Annotated in this window: 14 protein-coding genes; 9 read left to right on the top strand and 5 right to left on the bottom strand. The window is 69.5% G+C overall.

From position 1 onward, the window contains the following. Positions 1–79: 79 nt before the first annotated feature. The 6 genes from VV01_RS07600 (at position 80) to VV01_RS07580 (ending at position 3,136) form a co-directional block, all read left to right on the top strand. Positions 80–517: a hypothetical protein gene (locus VV01_RS07600; protein ID WP_015779344.1), complete on the top strand. Its 438-nt coding sequence runs from the start codon at positions 80–82 to the stop codon at positions 515–517. Between the two features lie 195 nt (positions 518–712). Continuing rightward, a complete protein-coding gene (locus tag VV01_RS23270) occupies positions 713–922 on the top strand; it encodes a hypothetical protein (protein ID WP_143827359.1) in 210 nt (69 codons plus the stop codon). A gap of 20 nt (positions 923–942) precedes the next feature. Further along, entirely contained in the window at positions 943–1,188 is a 246-nt protein-coding gene (locus VV01_RS07595; RefSeq protein ID WP_231635183.1) for a hypothetical protein, read from the top strand. Between the two features lie 124 nt (positions 1,189–1,312). Further along, positions 1,313–1,690 carry a TIR domain-containing protein gene (locus tag VV01_RS07590; protein WP_015779347.1) on the top strand — a complete coding sequence of 126 codons (378 nt, stop codon included), beginning with the start codon at positions 1,313–1,315 and terminating at the stop codon, positions 1,688–1,690. 19 nt (positions 1,691–1,709) lie between these two features. After that, positions 1,710–2,669, top strand: coding sequence for a caspase family protein (locus tag VV01_RS07585; protein WP_231635182.1), 960 nt, complete (start codon positions 1,710–1,712; stop codon positions 2,667–2,669). After that, the gene (locus tag VV01_RS07580) at positions 2,666–3,136 is read left to right on the top strand and encodes a hypothetical protein (protein WP_050669359.1); all 471 of its coding nucleotides are present in this window, start codon (positions 2,666–2,668) and stop codon (positions 3,134–3,136) included. The genes VV01_RS07585 and VV01_RS07580 overlap by 4 nt, the downstream gene beginning before the upstream one ends. A 15-nt stretch (positions 3,137–3,151) precedes the next feature. On the opposite strand, the gene VV01_RS07575 is transcribed toward VV01_RS07580, so the two are convergent. Continuing rightward, a complete protein-coding gene (locus tag VV01_RS07575; protein ID WP_015779350.1) occupies positions 3,152–3,343 on the bottom strand; it encodes a hypothetical protein in 192 nt (63 codons plus the stop codon). A 395-nt stretch (positions 3,344–3,738) separates the two neighbouring features. Here VV01_RS07575 and VV01_RS22265 point away from each other — a divergent pair, with 395 nt between their 5' ends. Continuing rightward, positions 3,739–4,767 carry a L,D-transpeptidase family protein gene (locus VV01_RS22265; RefSeq protein WP_071606319.1) on the top strand — a complete coding sequence of 343 codons (1,029 nt, stop codon included), beginning with the start codon at positions 3,739–3,741 and terminating at the stop codon, positions 4,765–4,767. 77 nt (positions 4,768–4,844) lie between these two features. On the opposite strand, the gene VV01_RS23830 is transcribed toward VV01_RS22265, so the two are convergent. Then, the gene (locus VV01_RS23830; protein WP_082220873.1) at positions 4,845–5,414 is read right to left on the bottom strand and encodes a M15 family metallopeptidase; all 570 of its coding nucleotides are present in this window, start codon (positions 5,412–5,414) and stop codon (positions 4,845–4,847) included. Between the two features lie 312 nt (positions 5,415–5,726). Here VV01_RS23830 and VV01_RS07550 point away from each other — a divergent pair, with 312 nt between their 5' ends. Further along, positions 5,727–6,692 carry a zinc-binding dehydrogenase gene (locus VV01_RS07550; RefSeq protein ID WP_050669355.1) on the top strand — a complete coding sequence of 322 codons (966 nt, stop codon included), beginning with the start codon at positions 5,727–5,729 and terminating at the stop codon, positions 6,690–6,692. On the opposite strand, the gene VV01_RS07545 is transcribed toward VV01_RS07550, so the two are convergent. Together VV01_RS07545 and VV01_RS07540 are read right to left on the bottom strand one after the other, a co-directional pair. Further along, entirely contained in the window at positions 6,682–8,040 is a 1,359-nt protein-coding gene (locus VV01_RS07545) for a DNA polymerase IV (protein WP_050669354.1), read from the bottom strand. The two genes, VV01_RS07550 and VV01_RS07545, sit on opposite strands and share 11 nt — an antisense overlap. 46 nt (positions 8,041–8,086) lie before the next feature. Then, positions 8,087–9,136 carry a glucose 1-dehydrogenase gene (locus tag VV01_RS07540; RefSeq protein ID WP_050669353.1) on the bottom strand — a complete coding sequence of 350 codons (1,050 nt, stop codon included), beginning with the start codon at positions 9,134–9,136 and terminating at the stop codon, positions 8,087–8,089. A gap of 126 nt (positions 9,137–9,262) precedes the next feature. On the opposite strand from VV01_RS07540, the gene VV01_RS07535 reads away from it, so the two are divergent. Beyond that, the gene (locus tag VV01_RS07535) at positions 9,263–10,300 is read left to right on the top strand and encodes a fatty acid desaturase family protein (RefSeq protein ID WP_050669352.1); all 1,038 of its coding nucleotides are present in this window, start codon (positions 9,263–9,265) and stop codon (positions 10,298–10,300) included. A 76-nt stretch (positions 10,301–10,376) separates the two neighbouring features. Here the strand turns inward: VV01_RS07535 and VV01_RS07530 are convergent, their stop codons facing one another. After that, on the bottom strand, positions 10,377–12,491 hold the full coding sequence (locus VV01_RS07530) for a RecQ family ATP-dependent DNA helicase (RefSeq protein ID WP_050669351.1): 2,115 nt from the start codon (positions 12,489–12,491) through the stop codon (positions 10,377–10,379). Positions 12,492–12,566 lie beyond the last annotated feature (75 nt).

Here is a 12,566-nt window from a genome sequence, read left to right as displayed (position 1 = left end):
ACTCGTGCCGGACTGGATAGCCGCTGGAGCCGGTCTTGGGGGTGCGGTTGTTGCTCTGATCGCGTTCATCTGGGGACGGGTGGACATCTACAAGGAGCGTGCAGCGCGGCAGGAGTCCGACGCGCGCTCGCAGGCCATGGCGAACAGCATGGACCGTATGACCAGGGCGGTGGAGACTATGGCCGATACTGCCTCCACGCCCGCGCAGGTCGAGGCCGCGTCCGCTCAGGCGCGCAATTCCATCCGGTGGAGGATCAGGCAGGTGGACCGAACTTCGAACCGCGTCGTCTATGAGTTGGTCAACGCCGGAGATGGCATTGCGACGGGCGTGAGCGCGTCCGCCCCCGAGGGCTACAACGCGGCGAACATGCTGCACAAACTCCCTGTGGACGCGACGGTGCATCCCCACGAGGGTGTCCGGTTCTACCTCACCATGAGGATGTCGGTCGTGCCCATGGCCAGCATGCAGGTGCGCTGGGACGGGGGCGATGAGATGGTCCCAGTCACCGACCTCTGAGGCCGGACCGGGCGAAACTACAGCCGTGTCATTGGCACCAACTAGACTTGCCCGCAAGAGCACCGAAGCCCCGGACTCTCCGGGGTGGGAGCATCCAGGGCTTGGCGTCTAGTTGGGCGAACTAGGACTCCGACTCTAGTCGCTTCCCTGGCAGTGCTCCCAAATGGGCCTCGGCCCAGAACGGAGGCGAGCCAGATGGCACGCACCGCGAGTAGGAGCGCCCGCACCGGACGCTTCGTGAGCGCTTCGACGGCACGTCGGAGCCCCCGGACCACCTCAACCGAGCGCATCGGTCGGGGCACGTCCAACAAGACGACCGTCAACCGATCCACGATCACCGGACGGTTCGTCAAGGAGTCCACGGCCCAGCGTCACCCGGGCACGACGATCAGTCAGCAGGTCTGATCATGGGCTCAGGCTTCAAGATGTCTGGCAACTTCGAGCGCGATCTCAACCGGATGGTTCAAGGCACCGTGAAGGACATCGCCTCTGACTACCAGAAGATGTTCGACTCCCTGCTGCGCAGGTACGAGGGACGGCCCGTCTCCGAGATCAAGCCCGTGCTCCGGCGCGAGTGGTCCCGCATTGGCGGCTCGATCTCCGATCCGGAGTTGACCGACTACGCGACGCTCATCAGTGAGGGCACTCGCATCCAGATGAAGGTCAAGTAGGAGGTCGGGTCGGGGCGCGGCGGCGAGGGGAAGCGCCCGTCGCGCCCCGACTGCTCTCGGCACGGACAGGGCTGTCGGTGCTCGGTGATAAGCATGACCTCGACATCGACAGAGAGGACCTGACATGGCCAACAAGACCGTCTTCATCGCCTTCGCCAAGGAGGACGAGAGGACTCGTGACCTCTTCGTCGGACAGCGAAAGCTGGGCAACACGCCTTACGACTGGACCGACATGAGCGTCAAGAACCCCTACGACACGGAGTGGAAGGAGCGGGTCCGGACACGCATCCGCCGCTCCGATGGGGTCATCGCCCTCATCAGCAGCAGCACCCCAAACGCAGCCGGGCAGTTGTGGGAGATCAAGTGCGCTCGTGAGGAGGACAAGCCGCTCCTCGGCATCTGGATCGAGGACGGCTACCGGACCAAGCCCGTGCAGATGGGGACGGCTCCATGCAAGACCTGGACCTGGCAGAACGTCGGGGACTTCATCGACGGGCTCTGACGTGCTGCGACGCGCACTCGTGGTCGGCATCGACCACTATCCGGCCTTCGGCAACCTCGGGGGCTGTGTGAATGATGCCGTGGCCCTCACGCCGGTCTTAGCGCGCAACGAGGACGACACCCCCAACTTCGAGGTGAAGACCCTCACCGCCCCAGTCGGGACCGGCCACGTCAGCCGCGACGATCTGCTGGAGGCGTTGGACCGCCTGTTCGCCCCCGGCGTCCACATGTCGCTCCTCTACTTCGCTGGACACGGCGCACAGGTCGCGGATGGGGCCGACGTCACTCTCGTGACCTCTGACGGCACTCAGCAAACACCTGGCGTCAGGTTCAGCGAGGTCATGGAGAGGATCAACGCCTGCAACCAAGAGGTCGCGGTGATCCTTGACTGCTGCTTCTCGGGTGGGGCGGGTGGTGTCCCTGCCGCCATGACCGCCGGTTCAGTCCTGCGGCAAGGGGTCTCGATGCTCACGGCAAGCCGAGCAGATCAGACGTCTGCGGAGACCCCTGACGGGCGCGGGCAGTTCTCCGCCTACCTGGAGGGTGCGCTCGAAGGTGGAGCAGCCGACGTCTTGGGCCACCTGACGTTGGCGGGTCTCTACTCCTATCTGTCCGAGGCGTTTGGGACCTGGGACCAACGCCCCATGTTCAAGGCGAATGTCGACCACCTGCAAGATATCCGTCGTTGCGACCCTGCCGTACCACTTTCGACACTGCGAAGGCTTCCCAAGTGGTTCCCGACGCCGGGCCACGTGTTCCCCCTCGATCCCTCATACGAGCCGGACAAGCGTGACTCAGGCTTGGAGCCCCATCCTGAGCACGAGGCAGTGTTCAAGCAACTCCAGAAGTGCGCGTCCGCGAAGTTGATGGAGCCGGTGGGGGCTGACCACATGTTCTTCGCCGCGATGCAGAGCGAGGGTTGTCGGCTCACACCCCTCGGAAGGCACTATCGCCACATGGCCTCCGAGGACCGACTATGACGATCTACGCAGTCTCGGGCCACCAAGAGGCACCGCAGTCGGTCTGGAGTCTGCTGGCGGCCCGGCTGCCAGCCATCCTTGGTGGCCCACCGTTCGTAGGGGCATCCAGTCTGGCTGCCGGGGCTGATCAGAAGTTTGCCGAGGAGGTCTTGGGCCTAGGCGGACGACTACACGTCATCCTGCCCTGCTCGAACTATGAGTCATCGTTCGAGCAGGAGACTGACCTCCTTCAGTTCAGAGCGCTCCTGGCGAGGGCTTCCGAGGTCGAGACGTTGGACTTCGCGGAGCCGACTGAAGATGCCTACCTGGCTGCCGGGAAGCGCGTTGTCGACCTCTGCGACGTCCTCGTGGCCGTCTGGGACGGCCTCCCCGCACAAGGGAAGGGCGGGACGGCTGATGCAGTCGCCTACGCGCATTCGCTCAGCAAGCCGGTCACCGTGATCTGGCCTCCAGGGGTCCGCCGATAGTCGGGGTTGGTGAGGCTACGAACCGCCGACCCACGCCTCCTCCAGGAGCACCGAGGCCACGACGTACTCCACCCTGTCCCGGTCGAGCGTGGGGGAGACGCGGACGAGATGCTCGGCGGCCACCTCCGCGACTGCGAACGCTCTCGTAATCACGGCCTGTTGAGACGGGTCGACGGGGATGCTGGCGGGGCTGGACGGCTCTCTCATGCGCCTGGACTGTAGCCAGGCCCTGCGACACGGCAACCCGGTCTCCCGGACCACGCTGGGAACAGCGGAGAGTTAGCCCGGGATCAGGTCACAGGGGGAGCCGAGTTTCGTTGCTGCACCGCAGGCCAGGGGCGGAATCTGGAGCCGTACAAACGACCCACCGGATGAAGGCCCCCAGCCGTGATGGCTGGGGGCCTTTCTCATGACCGTACGGTGTTCTCCACGCTCGATCACCCGCATCGCGTGCACGCCGCTCGTCGACCGCAGTCACCGCCAACGTCACGATCCGGACACGACTACGGTCGGATCGTGCGGCTATTCACCGCGGAACGTCGACGAGCGTTCATGATCACCGGGTTGCCCGCCGTCGCGGGCACCTGTTCTGGGAGGGACTCATGCGCAACCTGTCCTCGCGCGCGCGCCTGACGGCCGCACTCGCACTGCCTTTGAGCGTCGGCCTCCTGGCCGCCTGCGGCAGCCAGCCGGTCGACCAGGCGGCGAGCTCGACCACCACCGCGTCGGCCACCACCCGCTCGGCGTCGGTGACGCCCGGTCCGGCGACACCGAGCACGTCGCCGAGCACGTCGCCCTCGAGCGCAGCCGCACCCTCTGAGACGCCCAGCCTGGAAGAGGCCGAGGGCGCGACCCCACTGGTCGCGCCCACGACGTCGACCTCCTCCACGTCGAGTGCGACCCCGCAGGACAGCACCTCGTCGACGTCCTCGCCCTCCACGACCTCGCCGAGTGCGAGCCCGACGACGCAGCCTGACGCCGACGACCACGACACCTCGGCGGACGGCAGCAGCGCCGTGCTCAAGACCGGGTCGTCCGGTCCCGATGTCCGGGCCGTGCAGCAGCGCCTGACCGATCTCGGCTACTGGGGCGGCGCGCCCGACGGCAGCTTCGGCGGCGGCACCCGTCAGTCCGTGCTCGCCCTGCAGAAGGCCGCCGGCATCAGCCGCACCGGGAAGGTCGATGCGGCGACCCGTCGAGCACTCGACCGGGGTGTCGTGCCCCGCTCGCGCACCGGCGCGTCCAAGGCCATCGAGATCGACCTCGACCGGCAGATCCTTCTCGCGGTCGAGGGCGGCCGGGTCAAGGCCGTCATCAACGCCTCGTCCGGCAACGGCGAGACGTTCGTCGTCAAGAACAAGGAGACCGGCAAGGAGACGAAGTACCGCGCTCACACCCCGCGCGGCTCGTACTCCGTCTACGCCGAGGACGACAAGCTGCACGAGTCGACCCTCGAGCTCGGCTCGATGTGGCGCCCGAAGTACTTCGACGGCGCCATCGCCGTGCACGGGTCCGGCTCGGTGCCGGCCTACCCCGCCTCCCACGGCTGCGTCCGCGTGAGCAACTCGGCGATGAACTGGCTCTGGGACTCCTGGGGCCTCCCGATCGGCACGCCGGTCAAGGTCTACTGACACCTCCCCCGTACGCACCGAGCTCGCCCCGACGTCGTCTCCTGCGACGCCGTCGGGGCGGGCTCGTTCGTCCGGGGTCAGTCGGCGGTCGCTGCTGCCGCCGACGCAGCCATCGGAGGGCAGTCACCGTCGCGGGCGACGTCCTCGAAGTGCCACCACTCGTTGCGGTAGGTGCGACACAGCCCGAACCGCGCGCCGTTGAGCTCCAACCAGCGCGCCCCCTCACGCGGACCGATGTCGACCGCGGCGCCCTGCACGTGCGAGGAGTCCTCGGGCGGCAGCACCCACTTGCGTGCCTCAGCCCGCGAGCCGTACTGGCGAATCGCGGCCTTCCAGAGGCGCTCCTGGGTCGACGCCGGCCGGTAGCCCGACGTCACGCGCAGCCGGATGCCCTCCGGCGCCTCCTGTCGCGCCCTGATCAGCGCTCGCCGCAGGCCCGCGTCGAGCCCCTTGGTACCCGAGCGGTCCTCCTTGCGCTCACGCGTGGTCGTCGACGACGAGGAGTCCGGTGTCGCCGTCCGGTCCGACGGGGTGGAGGACTCGCTCGTCGATGAGCCGGCGGAGGAGTCGGTCACACCCGGATCGGGTGTCGGCACCGGGGCCGGCGTCGTCCCGGTTGTGGCCGTGCTCGTCGCAGGCGGCAGCATGCTCCTGCTCGTCGTCGACCCAGCGCTGGTGTCAGTCAAGCCGCACCCGGTCGTCAGGCTCACGAACCCGACCACCGCCACAGCGCTCGTACGAAACCTGCCCGATCGTGTGGGCACCCCCTGTGCGCGCACGACACCTCCCCGTCTCAGGCGTGCGTCCCCGGACGACAGTACGGCGGCGTAGCCGTGGTCGACCGGCGTTCGCCCGATCCGCCTGTCACAAGCTGGTCACGACGAGTGCAGTGCGGACGCCGATGTGGCCTTTGCCACACTGAGCCCGGCCGTCCGTCCCGTCACCCCGATGAGGTCCCCATGCTCGCTGTCTACGCCGACCGCCCCTCTCCCGACGCCCCGCTGGATGCGCTGGTCGTCGGTGACCGGCCCGAGCCTGAGCTGCCCGACGGCCATGTCGCCGTCACGGTCCGCGCGGCCAGCATCAACATGCACGACCTGTGGACTCTGCGCGGTGTCGGCATCAAGCCCGAGCAGTTCCCGATGACTCTCGGTATGGACGCCGCGGGCACCCTCGACGACGGCACCGAGGTCGTGGTCTACCCGGTGGTGACCTCCCCGGGCTGGGCGGGCGACGAGACCCTCGACCCGCGTCGCGGCCTGTTCACCGAGGGCTACCAGGGCACCTTCGCCGAGCGCGTGGTCGTGCCCGAGCGCAACGTCCTGCCCAAGCCGACGTCGCTGAGCCTCACCGAGGCCGCGTGCCTGGGCACAGCCTGGCTGACGGCGTACCGGATGATCTTCACCAAGTCGGGACTGCGCGCAGGTCAGACCATGCTGGTGCAGGGGGCCTCCGGCGGCGTCGCGACCGCGCTGACGACACTCGGCCGCGCAGCCGGGCTCCGCGTGTGGGTCACCGGATCGAGCGACGAGAAGCGTTCTCTCGCAACGGATCTCGGCGCCCACGAGACGTTCGAGAGCGGCGCCCGGCTGCCGGAGAAGGTCGACGGCGTCTTCGACTCGGTCGGCAGAGCGACGTGGTCGCACTCCATCAAGTCGCTCAAGCCCGGCGGCGTGCTCGTCACCTGCGGCGCGACGACCGGCGAGCCGGACTCCGCCGAGCTGACGCGCATCTTCTTCCAGCAGATGCGGGTCATCGGCTCGACCATGGGCACCCGCGCCGAGCTCGAGGACCTGCTGCGGCTGTGCGACGTGGCCGGCGTCCGCCCGCGCATCGGGCACGAGCTCGCGATGGAGCAGGCACGCGAGGGCTTCCAGGCGATGCTCGACGGCGAGACGGCCGGCAAGATCGTGCTCACGCGCTGACGTCGCTCGGGGCACGCCAGTCGGGTGGTTCGCCCGGGCTCAGCGCGGAGTCGTCGGTGCCGAAGGTCCGTACGACGCCGGGCGGCGTCCGAGGGCCCTCAAACCTCACGCTCACCCGGTCACGGCCCGCACCCCACACCCAGCCGGCGCCGTGGTCGTCGTGCACGACGTCCTGGCCCGTCCGCCACGTCGGTCGCACCGAGCGGGTGTCGGGAGCGCGAGGAGCCGGGTCGATGCCCTCCGGAAGGATCGGCGTGGCCTCGTCGGCCTCGTCGTCGAACGCCAGCTGCTCCTGCGCGTGCCCGCTGAAGCCCGAGACCCCGACACCGAGCAGCCGCAGACCGTCCGCGACGTCGACCTGGGCGAGCAGCCGACGCGCGGTCGCGAGCACGACGCCGGGCTCGCCGGTCGGGTGGACCAGCGTCTCCGACCGCGTGAGGGTCGTGAAGTCGTGGTGACGCACCTTGATCGTCACGGTGCGCGCGAAGGCGGCCTGTCGGGCAAGACGCGCGCCCACCCGCGTGACCATCGCCGCGAGCTCGGCGTCGAGCCGGGCCCGGTCGGGGATGTCGACGTCGAAGGTCTCCTCGGCCGAGATGCTCTTGGCCTCGCGCTCGACGACCACCTCACGGTCGTCCTGGGCCCGCGCCAGTCGGTGCAGCCCGTGCCCGTGCGACTCCCCGAAGATGCTCACCAGGTCGGGCAACGTCATCTGCTGCAGCTCGGCCACCGTGGTGACCCCGAAGGTCTTGAGCCGGTCAGCCGTCGCCGGCCCGACGCCGCCGAGCACTCGCACCGACAGCGGCTCGAGCACCTCGAGCTCGCGACCGGGCTCGACGACGACCAGACCGTGGGGCTTCTCCAGGTCGGACCCGATCTTGGCCAGCATCTTGGACGACGCGACGCCCGCCGAGGCTGTCAGTCCGCCTGTGGCAGAAGCGATCTCGTCGATGAGGCCGGCCACCAGCCGGCGTACGCCGTCGACGCTCAGGTCGTGGGTGCCGGGCGCCGCGAGGTCGACGTAGGCCTCGTCGACCGAGACCTGCTCGACCACCGGCGACAGGTCGTGCAGCAGGCCCATCACGACCTCGGAGGACTTCTTGTACGCCGGGAACCGCGGGTGCAGGTAGGCGGTGCCCGGAGGGCACCGGCGTCGCGCCTCGGCCGTCGGCATCGCCGAACGCGCACCGAAGGCACGTGCCTCGTACGAGGCTGTCGAGACCACACCACGCACGCCGATGCCGCCGACGATCACCGGCCGGCCCTGCAGGGAGGGCTTGTCACGCTGCTCGACCGCGGCGAAGAACGCATCCAGGTCCAGATGAAGGATGCTCGGCCGGGCACGCACTCCCCCATCATGGCTCGCAGCACCGACAGCGCTCGCGGCGCCCGGGTCAGCTCAGCGTCAGCACGACCTTGACGTCGTCGTCCTGCTTGGCGAACGCGTCAGCGAACTTCTCCAAAGGCACTCGGCGAGTGATCAGACGCTCCAGCCAGGCGTTGTCGGCCTCCTTGAGCACCTGCGCACCCGCCTCGTAGTGGCGCAGGTTGGCGTTGACCGAGCCGACGACCGCGCCGTTGTCGAGGACCAGGTCCCGGTTGACCGCACCGAGGTCGAACGGGATCTCGTCTCCCGGGTTGGAGATGCCGGTCAGCACGACGATGCCGTAGGGCACGTTCTGGGCCAGGACCGCCTGGATGACCGGAACCGCACCGGTGCCCTCGATGACGACGTCAGGCTTCACCTTCTTCATGACCTCGTCGGCCGCGTCGGCGTGGTAGGTCGCGCCGAGCTCCTTGACGAGCTCCGGCTTCAGGCCGTCCTTGGCGCGGTCGAGCACGTGCACGTCCAGGCCACGTTGCACCCCGATCAACGCCCCGAGCAGGCCGATGGGGCCCGCACCGGTGACGAGCACGGACTTCGGCTCGAACCACGCACGGTCACCGATGCGGTCGACCTGCTCCCAGGCCTTGGCGACCACGGTGGTCGGCTCCAGCAGCATGCCGACGTCCTTGAGTCCGGCGTCGAGACGGGTCGCGAACTTCGCGTGGACACGCCACTGCTCGCTGCCGAACCCGTGGATCTCCTTGATGCCGTGCTCGGTGTACTTGCCGTTGCGGCACATGTCCCACTCGTCGTGCGCGCACGCGCCGCACGGCTCCGGGTCGGGCAGCCGGACCACGCCGACGATGAGGTCACCCTCGGCGAACCCGCTGTCCTGCGGCGCCTCGAGCACCTGGCCCAGCGACTCGTGCCCGAGGATCAGCCTGTCGGCGCCGCCGGGCGCCCAGCCGTACAAGCCCTCGGAGATCTCGTGGTCGGTGCCGCACACGCCGAGCGCCAGACCCTGCACCAGGACGTCGCCGTCCTTCGGGTCCGGCTCGGGCATGTCGACCACATCGAGCGAGTCCTTCTTCTGCGGGGTCACCGTGAGTGCGCGCATGAGGTCGAACCTGCCACGTCGTGCGCAGGTTGGGTAGGGACGACATGCATGTGCCTCTCGCGTACTCCTCACGTTCACCCGGGCGAGTGACGACCGCGGGCGTCGCCCGTTCCTACGTTCGCCGCCATGACGACACCTGCCACCAGCACGTCCGGCCATCGCTCCGCCGAACGCCCGGGCTCGGACTTCGCCGAGCTGTCCCACCGGGTACGCGCCGCGGGCCTGCTCGAGCGCACACCGGTGCACTACGTCCTGCGGGCCACGGCGCTCGCGGCCGTCGCCGTCGGTCTGCTGACCGCCTTCGTGCTGCTCGGCAGCTCGTGGTGGCAGCTCCTGGTGGCGGCCGGGGTCGGCGTGCTCGCCGGCCAGCTCGCGCTGCTCGCCCACGACCTCGCACACCGCCAGGTGTTCCGTACGCGCCGCCCGAGCCAGGCGGTCGGCCTCGTCGTCGGCAACCTGCTGCTCGGGATGAGCTACGGGTGGTGGATGGACAAGCACACGCGCCACCACGCCAACCCCAACCACGAAGAGCTCGACCCGGATGTGGCGCCCGACATCATCGTCTGGTCGCAGCGTCAGGCCCGCTCCGCACGAGGCATCGCCAAGGTCGTGGCACCGCTGCAGGGGCGGCTGTTCCCGCTGCTGCTCACCCTCGAGGGCGCCAACCTGCACCTCTCGGCGGTCCGCGCGGTCGCGCGGCCGGGCCTGAAGCAGCGCCGGCTGGAGACGTCCCTGCTCCTCGCCCATGCCGCGGCGTACGTCGGCCTGCTGGCCCTGGTGCTCACTCCGGTGCAGGCGGTGGCGTTCGTGGTCGTGCAGAAGGCGGTCTGGGGTGTCTACCTGGGCGGGATCTTCGCGCCCAACCACAAGGGCATGCCGACCTTCACCGGGCAGGACCGTCCGGACTTCCTGCGGCGTCAGGTCCTCACGTCTCGCAACGTCACCGGTGGACTGCTGGTGGACATCGGTCTCGGCGGGCTCAACCACCAGATCGAGCACCACCTGTTCCCGAGCATGCCGACGCCGCACCTGCGGCGGGCCCGCCCGATCGTGAAGGACTACTGCGCCGAGATCGGTGTGGACTACGCAGAGGCGTCGCTCGTCGAGTCCTACGCTCAGGCGCTGCGCCACCTGCACCACGTCGGCGCGCCGCTGCGGACCTGACCTGGGCGAGGCGAATCGCCCTGCAGGGCAACGGCATTCGTGACCAACGGGATGCACACCGCGCCAGACGGACATCTCAGATACGGCGATGGACGACGAGCGGCAGGACGCGCCCGGCTCCAGCTTCGCGCAACGCCGCGGCGGCAACGGTGGTCACCCAGCCCGAGGACGTGGCGTCGACGACGAGCAGCACGCACCGGCCCGCGACCTCGTCGGCGACCGGTGTCGGGTCGAGCACACCGCGCCAGGCTGCGGCCTCCTCGGCCGACGGCAGATCGGGCTCGACCGGCCCTCGTGCAGACCACGCCGCAAGGTCAAGACGCCCGACCTCGGCGAGGTGCCGGCCGACGCCCGTCACCACCTCGGTGAGTCCGACCGCGGCCAGGGTGACCACGACCTCGGGGCGCTGAGCCCAGTCGTCCTTCCAGCCGGCGAGGATGCGTACGGCGGCTTCACGCAGCTCGTGAGGTGGCTCGGCATCGCGGGTCAGCGGGCCGCGGATGACGTCACGCCACTCGGGTGCGTCGGCGTGCACGATGACGCGGCCGGGCTCGGCAGACAGCTCGACCGGAATCCGGCCACGGGTGCCGAACGCTCCACCCGGCCACATCTTGCGCTGCTCGAGCACATGCGTCTCACCGCGCAGCACCGATCGCACGCCCGCGACGACCTCGTCGGAGGCCTCCGCGCGCAGCGGATCCGGCAGGTGACCGAGGCACACCGAGCAACGACCGCACGGTGCTGCATCGGGATCGTCCAGCGACTCCTGCAGCAGCTGCATGAGGCACGAGGCGCCGTCGACGTAACGACGCATGATGTCGGCCTCACGGCGGCGCACGGCGAGCACGCCGTCGTAGTGCTCCTGGTCGTAGGTCCACGGCCGGCCGGTGGTCACCCAGCCGTCGGTCGTGCGCTCCACGGCGCCGTCGACCGCGAGCTGCTTGAGCATCAGCTCGACCCGTGTGCGGCGCAGACCGGTCTCGGCCTCCAGCGCCGGCACGGAGACGGGCTCGGTGTGCTCTGCGAGCGTGGCGAGCAACCGCTCGACGTGGTCCTGCCGCGGGATGGTCGCCGTGGCGAAGTACTCCCACACGCTGTCGTCACCCGCCGACGGCAGCAGCACCACCGAGGCGTGGTCGATCGCACGCCCAGCACGACCGACCTGCTGGTAGTAGGACACCGGCGACGGCGGAGCGCCGACGTGCACGACGAACCCGAGATCGGGCTTGTCGTAACCCATGCCGAGCGCAGACGTCGCGATCAGCGCCTTGACCCGGTTGGCGCGCAGGTCGTCCTCGAGTCGTTCGCGCTGAGCTCCGTCGAGCTTACCGGTGTAGGCCGCGACCCGCAGCGAGGGGTCCTCGCCGTGCCGTGCCCGCACGGCCTCCGTCAGGCGTTCGGCGTCAGCCACGGTGAGGGTGTAGACGATGCCGGCGCCGGGCAGCTCGGGAAGGTGCTCGACGACCCATGCGTAGCGTGCGAGCGGATCCATCCGTTCGAGCACGGCGAGCTGCAGGCTCGACCGGGCGAGCGGTCCACGGAGCACGGTCGTCGAGTCGCCGAGCTGCCGTGCCAGGTCGTCGGTCACGCGGGCGTTGGCGGTGGCCGTGGTCGCGAGCACCGGGGTCTGCGGGTTGAGCCGCTGCAGCACGTCGGACACCCGGCGGTAGTCGGGCCGGAAGTCGTGGCCCCAGTCGGAGACCGCGTGCGCCTCGTCGACGACCAGGAGCCCGAGACGACCGGCGAGGGACTCCAGCACACGTCGGCCGAACCCGGGGTTGGCCAGACGCTCGGGCGAGACCAGCAGCACGTCGAGCTCGTCGGCCAGCAGCGCCTGCTCGATCGCCGACCAGCTGTCGATGTTGGAGCTGTTGAGGGTCGCGGCCCGCAGGCCGGCGCGCTGTGCGGCAGCCACCTGATCACGCATCAACGACAGCAACGGCGACACGACCAGTGTGGGACCGCCACCGCGCTCGCGGGTCCAGGCCGTGGCCACCCAGTAGACGGCCGACTTGCCCCAGCCGGTCGCCTGCACCACGAGCACGCGCGACGCGGGCTCAGCAAGAGCCCGGACGGCAGTCGCCTGGTCATCGCGCAGGTGGGCGCCCGGACCGGCCAACGCCTCGAGGACGCGGTCGGAGACCCGGGTCAGGTCAGCGGCCTCAGCAGGGGCGAGAGTCGGCTCTGTCATGGCACCGACCGTAACCATCCCGCCCGACAGCCGGTCCTGCGGCGCTGCGTGCTGTGGACGAGGTACGCGCGACGA

The sequence above is a fragment of the Luteipulveratus halotolerans genome (genome assembly GCF_001247745.1).
Classification (GTDB): domain Bacteria; phylum Actinomycetota; class Actinomycetes; order Actinomycetales; family Dermatophilaceae; genus Luteipulveratus; species Luteipulveratus halotolerans.
This window is presented reverse-complemented; position numbering and strand designations above follow the sequence as displayed.